Source organism: Methylobacterium sp. J-059 (genome assembly GCF_022829485.1).
Lineage (GTDB): Bacteria > Pseudomonadota > Alphaproteobacteria > Rhizobiales > Beijerinckiaceae > Methylobacterium.
Window position 1 is genome coordinate 1 of record NZ_JAKSYA010000138.1, and the last position, 18,403, is coordinate 18,403.

General features: G+C 71.1%; 18 protein-coding genes and 1 pseudogene. 14 read left to right on the forward strand and 5 right to left on the reverse strand.

Annotated elements, in window-relative coordinates; translation table 11 throughout:
• From MKK55_RS20145 to MKK55_RS20160, 4 genes and pseudogenes are all read left to right on the forward strand, one after another.
• Positions 1 to 138 (forward strand): annotated as a pseudogene (locus MKK55_RS20145) (sugar transporter); the annotation flags it as partial.
• A gap of 726 nt (positions 139 to 864) precedes the next feature.
• On the forward strand, positions 865 to 1,395 hold the full coding sequence (locus MKK55_RS20150) for a MucR family transcriptional regulator (protein ID WP_147729521.1): 531 nt from the start codon (positions 865 to 867) through the stop codon (positions 1,393 to 1,395).
• Positions 1,396 to 1,591: 196 nt separating this feature from the next.
• Positions 1,592 to 2,413, forward strand: coding sequence for an alpha/beta fold hydrolase (locus MKK55_RS20155; protein ID WP_243931760.1), 822 nt, complete (start codon positions 1,592 to 1,594; stop codon positions 2,411 to 2,413).
• A 147-nt stretch (positions 2,414 to 2,560) separates the two neighbouring features.
• The gene (locus tag MKK55_RS20160) at positions 2,561 to 4,075 is read left to right on the forward strand and encodes a Do family serine endopeptidase (RefSeq protein WP_243937331.1); all 1,515 of its coding nucleotides are present in this window, start codon (positions 2,561 to 2,563) and stop codon (positions 4,073 to 4,075) included.
• A 30-nt stretch (positions 4,076 to 4,105) separates the two neighbouring features.
• Here MKK55_RS20160 and MKK55_RS20165 read toward each other — a convergent pair whose 3' ends face one another.
• Positions 4,106 to 5,623, reverse strand: a complete 1,518-nt coding sequence (locus MKK55_RS20165; protein ID WP_243937421.1) for a putative bifunctional diguanylate cyclase/phosphodiesterase — start codon at positions 5,621 to 5,623, stop codon at positions 4,106 to 4,108.
• 314 nt (positions 5,624 to 5,937) lie between these two features.
• On the opposite strand from MKK55_RS20165, the gene MKK55_RS20170 reads away from it, so the two are divergent.
• From MKK55_RS20170 to MKK55_RS20215, 10 genes are all read left to right on the forward strand, one after another.
• Entirely contained in the window at positions 5,938 to 7,251 is a 1,314-nt protein-coding gene (locus MKK55_RS20170) for a replication-associated recombination protein A (RefSeq protein WP_147728137.1), read from the forward strand.
• An 8-nt stretch (positions 7,252 to 7,259) separates the two neighbouring features.
• Complete coding sequence (locus MKK55_RS20175) at positions 7,260 to 7,589, forward strand: GlpM family protein (RefSeq protein ID WP_243937332.1); 330 nt, start codon at positions 7,260 to 7,262, stop codon at positions 7,587 to 7,589.
• Between the two features lie 70 nt (positions 7,590 to 7,659).
• A complete protein-coding gene (locus MKK55_RS20180) occupies positions 7,660 to 8,907 on the forward strand; it encodes an Hsp70 family protein (protein WP_243937333.1) in 1,248 nt (415 codons plus the stop codon).
• A gap of 70 nt (positions 8,908 to 8,977) precedes the next feature.
• On the forward strand, positions 8,978 to 10,513 hold the full coding sequence (locus tag MKK55_RS20185; RefSeq protein ID WP_243937334.1) for an RluA family pseudouridine synthase: 1,536 nt from the start codon (positions 8,978 to 8,980) through the stop codon (positions 10,511 to 10,513).
• A gap of 166 nt (positions 10,514 to 10,679) precedes the next feature.
• Positions 10,680 to 11,057: a hypothetical protein gene (locus tag MKK55_RS20190; protein WP_243937335.1), complete on the forward strand. Its 378-nt coding sequence runs from the start codon at positions 10,680 to 10,682 to the stop codon at positions 11,055 to 11,057.
• Positions 11,058 to 11,079: 22 nt separating this feature from the next.
• A complete protein-coding gene (locus MKK55_RS20195; RefSeq protein ID WP_147729967.1) occupies positions 11,080 to 11,739 on the forward strand; it encodes an HAD-IA family hydrolase in 660 nt (219 codons plus the stop codon).
• A gap of 41 nt (positions 11,740 to 11,780) precedes the next feature.
• Positions 11,781 to 12,575 carry an ATP12 family chaperone protein gene (locus MKK55_RS20200; RefSeq protein ID WP_243937337.1) on the forward strand — a complete coding sequence of 265 codons (795 nt, stop codon included), beginning with the start codon at positions 11,781 to 11,783 and terminating at the stop codon, positions 12,573 to 12,575.
• A gap of 220 nt (positions 12,576 to 12,795) precedes the next feature.
• Complete coding sequence (locus MKK55_RS20205) at positions 12,796 to 14,328, forward strand: acyl-CoA carboxylase subunit beta (RefSeq protein WP_147727895.1); 1,533 nt, start codon at positions 12,796 to 12,798, stop codon at positions 14,326 to 14,328.
• A gap of 130 nt (positions 14,329 to 14,458) precedes the next feature.
• Positions 14,459 to 14,665: a type II toxin-antitoxin system HicA family toxin gene (locus tag MKK55_RS20210; RefSeq protein WP_313898978.1), complete on the forward strand. Its 207-nt coding sequence runs from the start codon at positions 14,459 to 14,461 to the stop codon at positions 14,663 to 14,665.
• The gene (locus MKK55_RS20215; protein WP_243937341.1) at positions 14,662 to 14,991 is read left to right on the forward strand and encodes a type II toxin-antitoxin system HicB family antitoxin; all 330 of its coding nucleotides are present in this window, start codon (positions 14,662 to 14,664) and stop codon (positions 14,989 to 14,991) included. Before MKK55_RS20210 ends, MKK55_RS20215 begins: the two co-directional genes overlap by 4 nt.
• 15 nt (positions 14,992 to 15,006) lie before the next feature.
• Here the strand turns inward: MKK55_RS20215 and MKK55_RS20220 are convergent, their stop codons facing one another.
• The 4 genes from MKK55_RS20220 to MKK55_RS20235 form a co-directional block, all read right to left on the reverse strand.
• On the reverse strand, positions 15,007 to 15,453 hold the full coding sequence (locus MKK55_RS20220) for an ABC transporter ATPase (protein ID WP_147843707.1): 447 nt from the start codon (positions 15,451 to 15,453) through the stop codon (positions 15,007 to 15,009).
• Between the two features lie 61 nt (positions 15,454 to 15,514).
• A complete protein-coding gene (locus MKK55_RS20225) occupies positions 15,515 to 16,435 on the reverse strand; it encodes a metallophosphoesterase (RefSeq protein WP_243937343.1) in 921 nt (306 codons plus the stop codon).
• Positions 16,436 to 16,582: 147 nt separating this feature from the next.
• On the reverse strand, positions 16,583 to 16,807 hold the full coding sequence (locus tag MKK55_RS20230) for a hypothetical protein (protein ID WP_147843706.1): 225 nt from the start codon (positions 16,805 to 16,807) through the stop codon (positions 16,583 to 16,585).
• 200 nt (positions 16,808 to 17,007) lie between these two features.
• Positions 17,008 to 18,399 carry an aminotransferase gene (locus MKK55_RS20235; protein ID WP_243937345.1) on the reverse strand — a complete coding sequence of 464 codons (1,392 nt, stop codon included), beginning with the start codon at positions 18,397 to 18,399 and terminating at the stop codon, positions 17,008 to 17,010.
• Positions 18,400 to 18,403 lie beyond the last annotated feature (4 nt).

The following is an 18,403-nucleotide window of genomic DNA, read 5'->3' on the forward strand; positions in this document are numbered from 1 at the left end:
GCCTTCCGCATGCGAAACCGCGACCTCGTCTACGTCTCCAACGCCCCCTTCACCGAAGTCTCCAAGGTCGTCAGCGTCTTCTCCACCGTCGCAGGCCCCGTCGCATCCGCAGCCTCCGTCTACGCCTACTCACGGTAGGCGACGACCGGCTCGCAACGCCCCCGGACGCGGTTCCGGGACAATCCCGGCGTGCCGCGGCGCCGACGGCGAGCCCGGGCGGGAGGGGCACGCCCGTCGGGTTCGACGTCGAGGACGGATCCGGCGCGGCAACCGCCGCAGGACGGTCGCATCGGCCACCGGCGTTCTCGCGTGGCATCCTCGTCGATTCGACGCGCGAACCTCGGATCATGCCGGTCCGCGTTCGAGCGCGCCTCGGCGTGCCGTCGGCCGCCCTTGGCGGATCGACCGCCGCGGTGATCGCGCAACGCGAATCACCTGCCCTTCGCCGGGAACGGCCCATCCGGGCTTTCGCCCGTCGGTCGATCGCTGCGCCGCGCAGCGCGCAGCGCCCCAGCAGCGAAAAACGGCTAGTCCATCGGTACTAGAACCACCTGACCGATACGCCGAGCAAGGTGTTGCGGCGCGCGATCGCCGCAGGATCGGCATCAGGATTTTTTCCCAACAACCATGGATTGGTGCGACCGCGCGGGAGAATTGCGCACAATTTAGTTCGAATCGGCCGACATTTCCGAACGTTTGTCCGCATCGCTGAGGTTCTTGATCTGCGCATTGCGCCGGAGTACCGCCGATCAGGCCGGAATTCCTCAGGATTCGGTCAAAAACCCCGGAATAATCTTGCCGGGTGCCGAAACTGAGCTTACGGTTCGAACTATCACCCGAAGTCAGAATGACGGTACGAAGATCATGAGTGAACCAGACATCGACAAGGCCCGCTTCATCACGTTGGCCGCGGACATCGTCTCCGCCTATGTCAGCAACAATCACGTCCAGAGCGCCGAACTGCCGAAGCTCCTGAGCGATGTGCACGAGGCGATCGTCGGCGTGTCTGGTGCAAATGGCCCGGTCGCCGAGGTCGGGCCGCCGAAGGCGACCGCTCAGGAAATCCGTCGCTCGGTCACGGCGGATTACCTGATCAGCTTCGAGGACGGGAAGCAGTACAAGACCCTGCGCCGGCACCTGACCCTGCGCGGCCTCTCGCCCGAGCAGTATCGCGCGAAGTGGGGTCTGGCGCCCGACTATCCGATGACGTCGCAGAGCTACTCCGAGCAGCGCTCCGAGCTGGCCCGCGCCCTCGGCCTCGGCCAGCAGCGCCGCAAGAACGTGGCGAAGGCCGCCCCGTCCGAGCCGGTGGTGACCGAGGAGGAGGCGCCCGCCGCCGAATCCGAGGCGCCCGCCAAGAAGACTCGCGCGCCCCGGAAGAAGAAGGACGCCTGAGGACCTGCCTCGGCGACCCGGGACGCGACGACACGAGACCTGCGATGCGGAAGGCCGGAGGCGGGATGACCCCTCCGGCCTTTCTGCATTCTACGCGGCCTCGGAACGTTCGGCGCGTCGTCGGCTTGCTTTCGGCGACAGGCTTGCGCGCCGGCCGGGCGGTCGCCGCGGAAGACCATCCGAGCAGGAGCGAGACATGGCCTTCATCGAGACAAAGGACGGCACACGGCTCTACTACAAGGATTGGGGCACCGGCCGGCCGGTGGTGCTGATCCACGGCTGGCCGCTCGACGCCGACATGTGGGAACATCAGATGCCGGTGCTCGCCGAGGCGGGCTACCGGGTCGTCGCCTACGACCGCCGCGGCTTCGGCCGGTCGGACCAGCCCTGGACCGGCTACGATTACGACACCTTCGCCGACGACCTGAAGGCGGTGCTCGACCACCTCGACCTCCGCGACGCCGCCCTGGTCGGCTTCTCGATGGGCGGCGGCGAGATCGCCCGCTACATGTCCCGACACGGCGGCGCGCGCGTCGCGAAGGCGGTGCTGGTCTCCGCGGTGACGCCCTACCTCCTCAAGACCGGCAACAATCCCGACGGCGTCGACGGCAGCCTCTTTCAGGGCATGATCGACGGCCTCGTGAAGGACCGTCCGGCCTTCCTGGCGAACTTCGCCAAGACCTTCTTCGGCGCCGGCGTCTTCCACTCGCCGGTCTCGACGGAGACGATGACCTGGGCCGGCAACCTGGCGATGCTGGCCTCGCCCAAGGCGACGACCGCTTGCGTGAGCGCCTTCGGCACCACCGACTTCCGGGCCGACATGGCGCATTTCACGGTGCCGACGCTGGTGATCCACGGCGACGACGACCAGACCGTGCCGATCGCGGTATCGGGAAAGGCGGCCGCCGCCGCGATCCCCGGCGCGGCGTTCGTCGTCTACGAGGGCGCCCCGCACGCGGTGCCGTTCACCCATGCCGAACGGTTGAACGCCGACCTGCTGGCGTTCTTGAAGGGCTGAACGCGTGCGTGCGCGAGCCCGGGATCGGGCTCTCGCGCGCCGCATTCGGCCGCGATAGACAGGCCGCAAACGCCCGTCGGTCCGGGCCGGCCCGCGCCGCCGCGGGCGGCCCGGCGCCCCGACGACCCCGAGCGCCCGGAGCCCTGCATGCCTCGCCCGTCCACCCCGATCGTCCTGGTCGCCGCGCTGATGCTGTCCGCCGGCCCCGCCGCCGCGCAGATGGCCAAGACACCGGACGTCAAGACACCGGACGTCAAGACATCGGACGTCAAGACCCCGGATGCGCCGCCGCTGAAGTCGGCGATGCCCGAGAAGGCGGCGCCGACGGGCAAGGGCGAGGTGCAGCTCTCCTTCGCCCCCGTGGTGAAGCGGGCGGCGCCCTCGGTGGTGAACGTCTACGCCTCGCACATCGACAAGCGGCCCAACGCCCGCACCAGCGCCATGGACGAGTTCATGCGCCGGTTCTTCGGCGCGGAGGGCGGCCGCGGGCAGGGCGGCGCCCCGGGCGAGCGGGCGCAGAAATCCCTCGGCTCCGGCGTCATCGTCGACGCGTCGGGGCTGATCATCACCAACAACCACGTCATCGACAACATGAACGAGGTCCGCGTCTCGCTGGCCGACCGGCGCGAGTTCGAGGCGACGATCGTGCTGCGCGACCCGCGCACGGATCTCGCCGTGGTGCGGATCACCAACCCGACCGGCGGGCTGATCCCGATGCCGTTCGGCGACTCGGAGAGCCTGGAGGTCGGCGACTTCGTGATGGCGATCGGCAACCCGTTCGGCGTCGGCCAGACGGTGACGCAGGGCATCGTCTCGGCGCTGGCGCGCACCCAGGTCGGCTCGTCGGACTACCAGTTCTTCATCCAGACCGACGCCGCGATCAATCCGGGCAATTCCGGCGGGGCGCTGGTCGACCTGCGCGGGCAATTGATGGGGATCAACACCGCGATCTACTCGCAGTCGGGCGGCAGCCACGGCATCGGCTTCGCGATCCCCGCCAGCATGGTCAAGGCGGTGGTCGAGACCGCCAAAAACGGCGCCACCACCGTGCGGCGGCCCTGGCTCGGCGCGCGGGTGCAGAGCGTGACGCCGGACATCGCCGAGAGCATGGGCCTCGACCATCCGACCGGCGTGCTGGTGGCGAGCCTGCAGGCCAAGAGCCCGGCGGACGAGGCGGGGCTGAAGCGCGGCGACCTGATCCTGACGGTCGACGGCTTGAGCGTCGACGACCCGGAAGCCTTCGGCTACCGCTTCGCGCTCAAGGGCATCGCCGGCCAGACCAAGTTCGGCATCCTGCGCGGCACCAGCCGCAGCACGCTCCCGGTCAAGCTGACGCCGGCGCCCGAGACGCGGCCGCGCGACGTGCTGAAGGTCCGCACGCGCTCGCCGTTCTTCGGCGCCACGCTGATCAACACCTCGCCGGCCGTCGCCGAGGAGATGCTGACGGACTTCCCCGTCGACGGGGTCGCGGTGCAGGCGGTCGACGAGAATTCGATCGCGGCGCGCGCCGGCCTGCAGAAGGGCGACATGCTGGTCTCGATCAACGGGCAGCCGGTCTCGACGACGAAGGACGTCGAGCGCGCCACCCGCACCGTGCAGAGCGCCTGGGAGATCGCGATCAACCGCAACGGCGAGGTGCTGACCTCGATGTTCGGCGGCTGAGGCCAGACCGGCCCGGACGCGATCCCGGCCTCAGGCCGCCTGGAACGCGATGGCGGTGGCCTGGATCTCCTCGAGCGGCTTGCCGATCAGCGCGGTGATCGCGTCCTTCGGCATCGGGGCGCCGAACAGGTAGCCCTGGCCGTAGTCGCAGCCCTGGTCGGAAAGCCAGTCGACGCTGGCATCGGTCTCGATCCCCTCGGCGGTGGTGACCAGCCCGAGGCTGGCGCCGAGCTTGATGATCGCGTCGACGAGCTTGGCCCGCTCGGCGCTCATGGTGATGGTGTCGACGTAGGTGCGGTCGATCTTCAGCTTGTCGAACTTGAGCTCGCGCAGGTGGTACAGGCTGGAATAGCCGCTCCCGAAGTCGTCGAGGGCGATGCGCACGCCGAGGTTCTGCAGCGAGGTCAGGGTCGTGCGGGCCGCCTCCAGGTCCTGCACCAGGGCCGTCTCGGTGATCTCGACCTCGAGGCGGCTCGGGGAGAAGCCGGTCTCGGTCAGGATCGCGAGGATGCGCTCGCACAGCCAGCGGTCCTGGAACTGCTGCGGCGCGATGTTGACCGCGAGCTGGAAATGGGGCGGCCAGTCCCGGGCGTCGAGGCAGGCCTGGCGCAGGAGCTTCATGCTGAGCTCGGCGATGAGGCCGGTCTCCTCCGCGATCCCGATGAAGCAGGCCGGCGCGAGCAGCCCGCGGACCGGGTGCCGCCAGCGGGCCAGCACCTCGACGCCGACCAGCGTCTTCCCCGGCAGCGTCACCACCGGCTGGTAGTACGGCTCGATCGCGCCGCTCGCGATCGCCTCGCGAAGCTCGCTCTCGAGCTGGGCCCGCGCCTTGAGCTCGATGTCCATTGCGCTCTTGAACACGCGGAACACGCCGCGGCCGTCCTTCTTGCCCTGGTACATCGCGAGGTCGGCGGCATGCAGAACCACGTCGGCATCCGCCTGGTCGGCCGAGATCAGGGCGATGCCGATGGTCGCGCCGACCTTCAGCTCGTTGCCCTGCCACTGGATCGGCGCCGCGATCGCCGCGATCAACCCTTGCGCGAGCCGGGTCAGGCCGTCACTCCCGCCGTCGAGCGGCACGAGCAGGGCGAACTCGTCGCCGCCGAGCCGGGCCGCGAGGCCGGCGTCGGGCGTCAAGGCGGACAGGCGCTCGGCGACGGCGCACAGCACGGCGTTGCCGGCCGCGTGCCCGTAGATGTCGTTGACCGGCTTGAAGCGGTCGAGGTCGACCAGGAGGACCGCCTGGGTCGGGACCAGGGTCGCGGCCGCCCTGCGGCGCTCCAGCGTCTCCAGGAACAGGCGGCGGTTGGCGAGCCCGGTCAGGACGTCGTGGCGTGCCACCGCCTCGGCCTCGGCGGCGGTGATGTCGCGCTCGCGCATCGCCACCCGCAGCAGCAGGGACTTCCGCAGGCTGGCGACGAACACCGCCATCCCCATCAGCGCCACGAGCATGAACTCGTTGGAGAGCTGGTGCGCCTGGACGAAAGCATTGAGCCAGGAGAAAACCTCAAATTGAATTCCGATGACCCATAAACACGCACCGATCATTAGCAAGCAGAGAACCTCGTAAAGCTCTCCTTCGCCCCAGCTGCCGCGTTTTCCGATCATGAACCGTCCCCCCGATCGGTCTCACCCTGAGCACGGGCGAGCTTAAGGGAGTCTCACGCGTCCTGGCGGCGGCAGGCGGCGCGGCTCGTTTGGCGGACGCCGGACGAAGACTTCGGTCGCGGGGGTAAATGGAGCCTTTCGCCCTTCGTCGGGCACACGCGCCCGCGTCGGCGCCGATCCCGGCCGCTCGAATCAGGCCGACCCGACGTTCGGCGGCCCTTGCCGAGGGAGGGGCGCAGGGTGTTGATGCCGGCATGCCCGACCTGTTCGCAACCGCCGGCCTCGATGCGTCGGCGCCCCGCCCGCTCGCCGACCGGCTCCGGCCCGGCACGCTCGCTGAGGTCGTCGGCCAGGATCACCTCACCGGCCCGGACGGCGCGCTGACGCGGTTGCTGCGTGGGCGGACCTTCGGCTCGCTGGTGTTCTGGGGACCGCCCGGCACCGGCAAGACGACGGTGGCGCGCCTGCTCGCGCACGAGACCGACCTGCATTTCGAGCAGATCTCGGCGATCTTCTCCGGCGTGCCCGACCTGCGCAAGGTGTTCGAGGCCGCGCGCAAGCGCCGGGCGACGGGGCAGGGGACGCTGCTCTTCGTCGACGAGATCCACCGCTTCAACCGGGCGCAGCTCGACGCCTTCCTGCCGGTGATGGAGGACGGGACGGTGACGCTCGTCGGGGCGACCACCGAGAACCCGTCCTTCGAACTCAACGCAGCGCTGCTGTCGCGCGCCCGCGTCCTGCTGTTCCGCGCGCTCGACGATGGCGCCATCGCCAAGCTGATCGCGCGGGCGGAAGACCTGACGGGCCAGGCGCTGCCGCTCACCGAGGAGGCGCGCGGCGTGCTCGTGCGCATGGCCGACGGCGACGGGCGCGCGGCGCTGACCCTGTGCGAGGAGGTCTGGCGCTCCGCCAAGCCCGACGAGATCCTCGACGCGGAGGTGCTGCAGACGCTCGTCCAGCGCCGCGCGCCGATCTACGACAAGGCGCAGGAGGGCCACTACAATCTGATCAGCGCGCTGCACAAGACGGTGCGCGGCTCGGACCCGGACGCGGCCCTGTACTATCTCTGCCGCATGCTCGACGGCGGCGAGGACCGCCTGTTCATCGCCCGCCGGCTGGTGCGGATGGCGGTGGAGGATATCGGGCTCGCCGACCCGCAGGCGCTGGTGATCACCACCGCCGCCAAGGACGCGTTCGACTTCCTCGGCAGCCCCGAGGGCGAGCTCGCCCTGGCACAGGCCGTGATCTACCTCGCCTGCGCCCCGAAATCGAACGCCGCCTACGAGGCTTACAAGGCCGCGACCCGCATCGCCAAGGAGCACGGCTCGCTGCCGCCGCCGCGCACCATCCTCAACGGCTCGACCAAGCTGATGAAACGGCTCGGCTACGGCGAGGGCTACCGCTACGACCACGACGAGCCGGAGGCGTTCTCGGGGCAGGATTACTGGCCGGAACGGCTCGGCCGCCAGCACCTCTACGCGCCGACCGACCGCGGCATGGAGAGCCGCTACCGCGACCGGCTCGCCCACTGGGAGCAGCTTCGGAAAGCGCGGCGCGAGGAGGGATGAGCGCCGGCATGGACGTCCTCCTGAAAGGCGTGGCCGGCGGCCTCGTGACGATGGCGATCGTGCTGGCCTCGCGCCGCGGCAACGTCCTGCCCGGCATCCTGCCGCTGGCGCCGACCCTCGCGATCATCGCGCTGCTCGCGGTCGGGGCGAAGGGCGAGGCCGGCGCCTTCCGCGAGACCTGCCTCGCGGGCGTCCGCACGATTCCCGCCTACCTCGTCTTCCTCGCCGTGGCGTGGTGGCTCGGCGGGTTCTGCGACCATCGCCTCGCCCTCCTCGGCGGGCTTTGTGCATGGCTGCTGGCCGCGCTCGCGATCTTCCTCGCGCCGCGCTGGCTGTGAACGCTGGACCGGGCGCCCGTCAGCCTGTAGGGCACCCGCCCCCCGACCCTTCGCGAAAGACAAAGACCCGATGGCGGCCTGCGGCCTCGATTTCGGCACGTCGAACACGACCCTCGGACACCGCACCGCGCCGGGTCCGCGCCTTGTCCCGCTGGAGGGTCGCCACGTCACCATCCCGAGCGCGATCTTCTTCGAGCCGAACCGCGAGGCGGTGATCGGCCGGGCGGCGACAGAGGCCTATGTCGAGGGCACGCCGGGCCGGATGATGCGCAGCCTCAAGTCGGTGCTGGGCTCCGGCCTGATCGAGGAGACGACCCCGGTCGGGCGCGAGCGCGTGCGCTTCCGCGACGTGATCGGGCGCTACCTCGCCGCGGTGAAGGCGCGGGCCGAGACCGCGGCCGGCGAGACCTTCGACACGGTGGTGCACGGGCGCCCGGTCCACTTCGTCGACGGCGACGCCGAGGGCGACCGCCGGGCCGAGGACACCCTCCGCGAGATCGCCGAGAGCATCGGCTTCCGCCACGTCTCGTTCCAGTACGAGCCGATCGCCGCGGCGCTCGACCACGAGCAGAGCGTCCGCAGCGAGGAGATCGCGCTGATCGCCGACATCGGCGGCGGCACCTCGGACTTCTCGATCGTGCGGCTGTCGCCCGAGCGGCATGCCAAGGCGGAGCGGGCCGACGACATCCTCGCCAACGACGGCGTCCGCATCGGCGGCACCGACTTCGACCGCTTCCTCAGCCTCGGCACGGTGATGCCGCTGCTCGGCCTCGGCAGCCCGATGAAGCGCCCCGAGCTCTCGGTGCCGAACGCCTATTTCCACGACCTCGCCACGTGGTCGAGCATCAACCGGCTCTACAACGCCAAGACCCTGCGCGAGATCGCCGAGATCATCCGCGACGGCGCGCGTCCGGACCTCGTCGAGCGCCTGCGCACGGTGGTCGAGCTGGAGCGCGGGCATTCGCTCGCCATCGCCGTCGAGGGCGCCAAGATCGCCGCCTCGAACGACGGCGCCTCCGAGGTCGATCTCGATTGGGTCGAGCCGGGCCTGGCGGCCTCGGTCGACCGGACGGCCCTCGTGTCCCACACCGAACCGCTGGCGGTGCGGATCTCCGAGCGGGTCGGGCGCTGCCTCGCCCAGGCGGGCTTGCGCGCGGACCGGATCGATTCGCTGTTCCTCACCGGCGGCTCCACCGGCCTGCCGCATGTCCGCCAAGGGCTGACGTCCTGCCTGCCCGGCGCCCGCGTCGTCGAGGGCGACACCTTCGGCTCGGTCGGCATCGGTCTCACCATCGAGGCGATCCGCCGGGCGGCCTGAGCCGCGACGCCGGCCTGCCGTGCGGCGAGGGCGAATTGTCGCCGCCGCGGGCGGGTGCTAACGCCTTCGCATGACAGGCAATCCACCACGCGGCGGCGGCTCGGCCGGGAAAGGCTCCGGCCGGGGCCCGGACAAGGGCGCAGGCAAGACCGTCGGCAAGGGCTCCGGCCGTCCGCCCGCCGCGAAGTCCGCGGCCGGCAAAGCCGCGGCCGGAAAGGCCGCCTTCGGCAAGAGCGCGAGCCGCGGCCCCCGCGCCGGCGGTCCCGGGAAGCCGCGATTCGGCCGGCCCGAGCGCGCCGGCACCGGTCCGCGCAGCTCGGCGCTGGACGCGGCCCAGCGCGCCGCGCAGCTTCGCGGCGACGACGCGACCGGACGGTCGCCCTGGGGCGAGGTCGAGGGGGCCGAGCCGGCCCCCCGGCCCGCCCGCGCGCCGCGGCGCCCGGCGCCGGAGGAGCACGCCTCGACGGAGCAGACCCGCGCCGAGCCGTCCCGTACCAAGCCGGCGATCGCGCGGGCGACCCGTCCGCGGCCGGCCGCCGAGATGCCGGCGCCCCTCGCCGAGGGACCGACCCGGCGCCAGCAGCGCGCGGCGGCCTCGGCGACGCTGGCGTCCGGCGTGCAGACGCTGACCGTCGAGACCGACGAGGCCGGGATGCGGATCGACCGCTTCCTCACCGCGCGGTTCCCGCAGCTGCCCTTCGCCCGTGTCCAGAGCATCGTCCGCAAGGGCGAGCTGCGGGTCGACGGCAAGCGCGCCAAGCCCAACGACCGGCTCGAGCCGGGCATGGCGGTGCGGGTGCCGCCGCTCAAGCTCGACCAGCCCGCCGACCGGCCGCGCAACCCGGTGCGGGACCAGAACGACGCCGAGTTCATCCGCTCGCTGATCCTCTACGAGGACGCGGACATGATGGTGCTGAACAAGCCGTTCGGCCTGGCGGTCCAGGGCGGCTCGGGCACCGTCCGGCACGTGGACGGGCTGCTCGAGGCGCTGGCCGGCCCAGACGGGCAGAAGCCGCGCCTCGTCCACCGCCTCGACAAGGACACCGCCGGCTGCCTGATCGTCGCCAAGACCCGGGTCGCGGCGGCGACGCTCGCCAAGAGCTTCCGCTCGCGGGCGGCCCGGAAGATCTACTGGGCGCTCACCGCCGGCGTGCCGCGCACGCCGCAGGGCCGGGTCTCGACCTACCTCGTCAAGGAGGAGCCGACCGATGCCGACGCCCGCATGCGGATCGCCCAGCACGGCGAGGAGGGCGCCACCCACGCGCTGACCTACTACGCCACCGTCGACCAGGCGGCGCAGAAGGTGTCGTGGCTGTCGTTCAAGCCGGTGACAGGGCGGACGCACCAATTGCGGGCGCATGCCGCCCATATCGGGCATCCGATCGTCGGCGACCCGAAATACTTCTCGGTCGAGAACTGGGCGCTGCCCGGCGGCATCCAGAACCGGCTCCACCTGCTCGCCCGCCGGATCGTGATCCCGCATCCGCGCACCGGCAAGCCGATCGACGTGAGCGCGCCGCTGCCGCCGCACATGGCCCAGAGCTGGAACCTGCTCGGTTTCGATGCCGCGCGCTACGACCCGATCGTCGACGCGCCGGAGGCGTGAGGCCAAGCGTTCGTGATCGCGGCGGCGACCGGCCGTCGTGCACCGCGCGGGCCGCGAGGGTTGGCAACCGCCCCGCGAGGCTCATATCCTCGAAGGGCACCGGGCCGGCGGCCATCCGCCCTGGGCACCCGGCCGACATCGACCCTCGTGGTGAGACCTGATCGACATGAAGCTCACGACGCTGGCCTGCCTCGCCGCCCTCGGCCTGCTCGGCCCCGAGACGCTGGCGACGGCCGCGCCCGCGGCGCCCCCGAGCGCGCAGGCGCAGCCGTCGCTGGGCCGCGCGGGGCCGCCCAGCGCCCGAAGCGGCGACAAGCGGCGGCGTTCGTACGCCGCGTGCAACCGCGCCTCGCATGCCCGCGCGCTCCACGGCGGCAGGCGGCGCCGATTCCTGATCCGGTGCAAGCTCGGCTACGAGCGGCCGCGCACCCCGTCGGCGGCGCAGCAGCAGGCGGCCCCGACGGCCGCACCGACTCCCGCGACGGCGCCCGCGTCGGCCCCGCCGACGCCATCGGCGCCGGCTCCCGCGGAGCGCAGACCGTGAGGCGGCCCTGCCGTCCCGGCACGTGAAGCTCGTCGTCTTCGACGTCGACGGCACCCTGGTCGACAGCCAACACCTGATCGTCGCCGCGCAGGGCACGGCGTTCGCCGAGAATGGGCTTCCGGCGCCGAGCCGCGCCGAATCGCTTTCCGTGGTCGGCCTCTCGCTGCCCCAGGCGTTCCGGCGCCTCGTCGGGGACGACGGCCCGGTCGCCGAGCTGTCCGAGAGCTACAAGCGTGCGTTCAACGCCCTCCGGCTCGACCCGGATTACGAGGAGCCGCTGTTTCCCGGCATGGGCGAGCTGATCGCGCGGCTGCACGCCCGCGACGACGTGCGGCTCGGCATCGCCACCGGCAAGTCGCGGCGCGGCGTCGACCACCTCGTCGCCTTCAACGGCTGGGAAGGGTGGTTCGCCACCACCCAGACCGCCGACGACGCGCCCTCGAAGCCCGATCCTGCGATGCTGCTCCAGGCGATGGCGGAGGCGGGCGTCGGCCCGTCGGCGACCGTGATGGTCGGGGACACCAGCTACGACATGGCGATGGCGGTGGCGGCGGGCGCTGCGGCCATCGGCGTCGCCTGGGGCTATCATCCCGCCGGCGCCCTGTTCGGCGCCGGCGCCGTGACCGTCGTGGACACGGCCTCGGCCCTCGGCGACCTGTTCCGGGACGGGTCCGGCGGCTGATCGGGCTCGCGAAACCGCACCCGATCGCCTATCTCCGAACCATGAGCGACGACGTCACGCAAGACTGGCTGGGCCAGCCCTCCGACACCCCGCGCCCCGACCCGATGCGGGCGGTGCGCGACCACGGCAAGCCGGTGCTGCCGAAGCGCTTCTACAAGGAGACCGGGTTCGCGGAGGGCGCGGGCGGCTTCCGCCTGACGCTGGACGGACGCCCGGCCAACACGCCGGCGCGCAACCCGCTGGCGGCGCCGACGCGGGCGCTGGCCGAGCGCCTCGCCGCCGAGTGGGCGGCGCAGGGCGAGACCATCGACCCGGCCAGGATGCCGTTCACCCGGCTGATCAACACCGCGATCGACGGCGTCGCCCCGCGCATGGCGGCGGTGGCCGAGGATCTGTGGCCCTACGCCGGCACCGACCTCGTCGCCTATCGCGCCGGCTCGCCCGAGCGCCTGGTCGCGGCGCAAGCCGAAGCCTGGGACCCGATCGTCGCGTGGGCGCGCGAGGCGCTGGGCGCCCGGCTGATCCTGAGCGAGGGCGTGATGCACGTCGCGCAGCCGGACGATTCGGTCGCGGCCCTACGCCGGGCGGTGTCGGCGATCGACGACCCGTTCCGGCTCGCCGCCTTCCACACCCTGACGACCTTGACCGGCTCTCTGCTGATCGCGCTGGCGGTGCTCGCCGGCCGCCTCACCGCGGAGGAGGGTTGGGACGCGGCCCATGTCGACGAGACCTACCAGTCTGCCGTCTGGGGCGCCGACGAGGATGCCGCGACCCGGCTCGCCGGGCGCAAGGTCGAGTTCCTGGCCGCGGCCGAGGTGGCGGCCCTCGCGCGCTGAGCGAAGTGGTCGCGCTGGCGCGCCCGGCGAGGTGGCGGGCCAGGCTTTGCCGGAGCGGTCGCGCACCGGAAAATTCGCCTTGTCGCCTCGCCAAATCAGGTTCAATTCCCCGGCGCGGAACCGCGTGCTAAGGCGCTTCGAAGCTTGAGCGGGCCGGCCTCCTCGGCCAGCTTAGGCAAGACAAGACTCTTCCGACGCCCGAGGCAGGACCGCTCGACCCATGAAGGACATTCTGGAAAAGCTCGAGGAGCGCCGGTCGCTCGCCCGCCTCGGCGGCGGCGAGAAGCGGGTCGACGCCCAGCACAAGCGCGGCAAGCTCACGGCGCGCGAGCGCATCGAGCTCCTGCTCGACCACGGGTCGTTCGAGGAGTTCGACATGTTCGTGCAGCACCGCTCGACCGATTTCGGGATGGAGAAGCAGAAGATCCCCGGCGACGGCGTCGTCACCGGCTGGGGCACGGTCAACGGCCGGACCGTGTTCCTGTTCTCGAAGGACTTCACCGTGTTCGGCGGCTCGCTCTCCGAGACGCACGCGCAGAAGATCATCAAGGTCCAGGACATGGCCCTGAAGATGCGCGCCCCGATCATCGGCATCTTCGATGCCGGCGGCGCGCGCATCCAGGAGGGCGTGGCGGCGCTCGGCGGCTACGGCGAGGTGTTCCGGCGCAACGTCGCGGCGTCCGGCGTCATCCCGCAGATCTCGGTGATCATGGGGCCGTGCGCGGGCGGCGACGTCTACTCGCCGGCGATGACCGACTTCATCTTCATGGTCCGCGACACGAGCTACATGTTCGTCACGGGTCCCGACGTGGTGAAGACCGTCACCAACGAGGTCGTCACCGCGGAAGAGCTCGGCGGGGCCAAGGTCCACACCACGAAGTCGTCGATCGCCGACGGCGCGTTCGAGAACGACGTCGAGGCGATCCTGCAGATCCGCCGGCTGCTCGACTTCCTCCCGGCCAACAACATCGACGGCGTGCCGGAGATCGAGAGCTTCGACGACCCGCTGCGGCTCGACAAGTCGCTCGACACGCTGATCCCGGACAACCCGAACAAGCCCTACGACATGGGCGAGCTGATCCGCCGGGTCGTCGACGAGGGCGACTTCTTCGAGATCCAGGCGGCCTACGCCCGCAACATCATGACCGGCTTCGGCCGGATCGAGGGCCGCACGGTCGGGTTCGTGGCCAACCAGCCGATGGTGCTGGCGGGCGTCCTCGACTCGGACGCCTCGCGCAAGGCCGCCCGCTTCGTGCGCTTCTGCGACGCCTTCTCGATCCCGATCGTGACCTTCGTCGACGTTCCGGGCTTCCTGCCGGGCACCGCGCAGGAATACGGCGGCCTGATCAAGCACGGCGCCAAGCTGCTGTTCGCCTACTCCCAGGCGACGGTGCCGCTGGTGACGATCATCACGCGAAAGGCCTTCGGCGGCGCCTACGACGTGATGGCCTCCAAGCACGTCGGCGCCGACCTGAACTACGCCTGGCCGACCGCGCAGATCGCGGTGATGGGCGCCAAGGGCGCCGTCGAGATCATCTTCCGCAGCGAGCTCGGCGACACCGACAAGATCGCCGCGCGCACCGGCGAGTACGAGGACCGCTTCCTGTCGCCGTTCGTGGCGGCCGAGCGCGGCTACATCGACGAGGTGATCATGCCGCATTCCACCCGCAAGCGCATCGCGCGGGCGCTGGGCATGCTGCGCACCAAGGAGATGGAGCAGCCCTGGAAGAAGCACGACAACATCCCGCTCTGAGGGCGGGAGGCAACGAGGTGCGGGTCGTCGACCGCACCGCGAGGGCACGTCTTGTGATACTGGCTGCTGATATCATACGAAGCTCGGCGGACGGCATCGGACGACGCTGGCGGCGATCTTCGCCGACCCCGTGCGCTCGGGTGTCGTCTGGTCCGACATCGAGTCCCTGATGAGCGCCTGCGGCGCGGAGATCACGGAAGGCCGCGGGTCGCGGATCCGGGTGGCCCTGCACGGGGTGCGGGCGGTGTTTCACCGGCCTCATCCGCAGAAGGAGACGGACAAGGGCGCGGTCAAGTCGGTGCGACGCTTCCTGATCGAGGCTGGAGTCACGCCATGACGACGATGCAGTATCGGAACTACGAAGCCTCCGTCGAATACGATGCGGAAGCCGATATCTTTCACGGCGAGGTCTTGGATCTCCGCGACGTGATCACGTTCCAGGGCCGGTCCGTCGACGAGCTGAAGCAGGCGCTCGCCGACAGCGTCGAGGATTACCTTGCCTTCTGCGCCGAGCGCGGGGAAGAGCCGGAGAAGGCCTTTTCCGGGCAGTTCGTGGTGCGGGTCGAGCCGGGCCTGCATCGCGCGCTGGTCTCGTCGGTGCGCCGGGCCGGAATCAGCCTCAACAAGTGGGTCGCCCGCACGTTGGAGCAGGCGGCCGATTGAGGCGGCCCTCCGCGCTCAGCTCCGGTCGCTGTGCTCGATCACGGCGCACATCGTCAGGGGGCCCTTGTCGGTGCCCGAGACGGAGCAGGTAATGCGGGCGCCGCCGGCGTCGACGTTGCTGTGGCGCAGGCGGCTCGCCGCCTCGCGGGCCTTGTGGGCCGCCGCCTCGATCACGTCGGCCGCGATGCCGGTGACGGCGTGGCCGGCCTTGCCGAACAGGGCGTAGTAGCCGTCGGGCGGGGCGTCGCCGCGGAACTGCGCGCCGACCGACGAGAGCTGCGGGCCGCCGCAGGACAGCGTCAGGGTGGTGCCGTCGCCGGCCGTGAAGTTGGCGAAGTCGGCGCTGCGGTTGCCGGGACTCGCCGTCGTCGCCTTGGCGACCTTGTCGATCAGGTCGCCGCATTCGTCGGCGAGCGCCGGGACGGGCAGGGCGAGGATGAGGCCGACGAGGAGCGCGCGCATGCCGAGAACGTAGCGTGCGTGCGCGAAACGGCCAGCGCCGGCGCGTGAGGCGTCTCGCCGCTCAGGCGGTGGGCGCCGGGCTCGACCCGAGCTCGAGCAGAACGATCTCGGGCGGCACGCCGAGGCGGACCGGGATGCGGCTGACGCCGAACCCGCCCGAGACGATCATGTGGCGCCCGTCGGTGACGACGTGGCCGTAGGAATAGTCGTGCCCGTGGATCGGGCGGATCGCCGGCGAACGGCCGAGCAGGCGGATCTGGCCGCCATGGGTGTGCCCAGCAAGCGTCAGCGACACCCGCTCCGGCACGTCGACGAAGGCGTCCGGCTCGTGGATCATCAGGATCACCGGCGCCGCGTCGGTCACCTTGGCCATCGTCGCGGGCAGGTCGTCGCGACCGCTGTCGTCGTCGAAGACCAGGAACGGCTGCTGGTCGCCCAGCCCCGCGATCCAGAACGGGTGCCCGTCCTTGGAAAGGCGCAGCGCGTCGTTCTCCATCACCGGGATGCCGACCGCCTGAAGCACGCGGCGTGCTTCCGGCACGCCGCCGCGGGCCGCCTGAGCGGCCGCGTCGTCCCACCAATCGTGGTTGCCGAGGATCGAGTAGGTGCCGAGCGGCGCGCGCAGGCCCGCAACGAGCCGCGCGAACTCGGGCAGCGGCACGCGTTTCCAGGCGATGCGGCCGGCGGCCGGATAGTCGCCGAGCATGAGGATCAGGTCGGGCGACAGCGCGTTCGTCGCGTCGACGATCTCGGCGACGCGGTCGAGCGGCATGAACGGCTCGCAGACGTGGAAGTCGGCGAGCACCGCGACCTTGAGGGCGAGCCCCGGCGTCCAACCCAGCAGGCGCGGGGCGTAGCGGGTCACCACGAGGCGATGCAGCGGCTCGACGCCGAAGGCGTAGGCGCCGGTCGAAAGCCCCGCCGCAGCGAAGGTGCCGCCGATTCCGGTCAGGACCTGCCTGCGGCTCGGCAGGATCAGCATGGAAGCCTCGGGTTCGCGTCTGTCGGGCGCTCCTAGCGCGGCACTCCGGCGAAAGCGCGGCGCGGGCTGGGAGCGGGCGACGATGACGCGAACCCGTCGAGAAAGTCTGAACCGAACCGTCGGGAACGGGGCGGTTCGCGCGATCGGTCAGTCGATCGGCGCATCCTCGTGCACGATGCCGAGCACGCCCTTGCGGTTGGTCCGCGGGGCGACCTTGCCGGCCGGCTTCACCGAGTGGGCGGCGGCGGCGAGCGCCGGAAGCGCGAGGGGACGGAAGCCGTAGCGGGCCTCGGCCTGGTCCATCTGCCGGCGCTCGGGCTCGTGAGCCTGGGCCTGCATCTCCGAACCTTGCATCGCATCGGGGGCGTACATGGGTTTGCGTCCTGTGGTCGTTCGCGTGACGGTCGCGCCGTCGCTTCGTGCCCCCACGCCGCTCCAGGGCGGTGGCGGGCGATTCGAGATCATCCCCCGGGTCCTGAGCCGGCGGATGAACGATAAGGGTGCAGCCGGGATGAACGCAGGCTTAAGAAAGCGCTGCCGCGTCGCAGCATTCCAGGGGGCGCAGTACGGTGCTAGAGGGATGGCATCGCCTCCAGCCCTTCGGCGCGGATCCACGCCGCGGTCCGGTCGAGCGCCCGTGTCAGGCGGTCGAACAGGGCGTCGATCTCGTCCGCGGTGATGATCAGCGGCGGGCAGACGGCGATGCGGTCGCCCATCAGGAAGCGCACGATCAGCCCTTCCGCTTGCGCGAAGGCGACGCAGCGGGCGGCCACCCCGGCCTTCGGCTCGTACTGCCGGCGCGAGGCCTTGTCGGCGACGATCTCGAGCCCGCCGATCAGGCCGAGGCCGCGCGCCTCGCCGACGATCGGGTGCTCGGCCAACGCGGACAGCCGCGCCTGGAAGTGCGGCGCCTTCGCCGCCACGCCCTCGACGATGCGCTCGCGCTTGTAGATCTCGATGGTCTTCAGGGCGACGGCGCAGGCGACCGGGTGGCCGGAATAGGTGGTGCCGTGCCCGAAGGTGCCGATCTTCCGGCTCTGCTCGCGCATCGCCTCGTAGAGCGGCTCGTCGATCGAGACGCCGCCGAGCGGCACGTAGCCCGAGGTCAGGGCCTTGGCGAAGGAGAGTGTGTCCGGCCGCATCCCCAGCGCCTCGCTGCCGAACCAGGTGCCGAGGCGGCCGAAGCCGCAGATCACCTCGTCGGCGATGAAGCGCACGTCGTAGCGGGCGAGCACCGCCTGGATCGCCGCGAAGTAGCCCTCCGGCGGGACGATGGCGCCGCCGGCGCCCATCACCGGCTCGGCGACGAAGGCGGCCACCGTCTCCGGCCCCTCGCGCAGGATCGTGGCCTCGAGCTCGTCGGCCAGCCGCTGCGAGAACGCCGCCTCCGTCTCGCCGGGCTCGGCAAACCGGTAGACGTGCGGGCAGCCGACATGGAGGAAGCCCGGCAGCGGCAGGTCCCAGTCGGTGTGGTTGGCCGGCAGCCCGGTCATCGAGGCGGTGGCGATGGTGACGCCGTGATAGCCGCGCTGGCGCCCGATGATCTTCTTCTTCTTCGGCCGGCCCAGCGCATTGTTCAGGTACCAGGCCAGCTTGACCTGCGTGTCGTTCGCCTCCGATCCCGACGAGGTGAAGAAGATCTTCGAGGTCGGGACCGGCATCAGCTCCTTCAGCACCTCGGCCAGCTCGATCGCCGGATCGTGGCTGCGGCCGGAGAACAGGTGGGTGAACGGGAGCTTGCCCATCTGCGCGCGGGCGGCCTCGACGAGCTCGCCGTTGGAGTAGCCGAGCGCCGTGCACCACAGCCCCGCCATGCCCTCGATGTAGGGGCGGCCTTCCGTGTCGTAGACGTGGACGCCCTCGCCGCGCTCGAGCACCAGCGGCCCGACGCCCCGGTGCGCATCGAGATTGGTGTAGGGGTGGATCAGGGTTTCGACGTCGCGGACGGCGAGGTTCGAGAGCATGCGG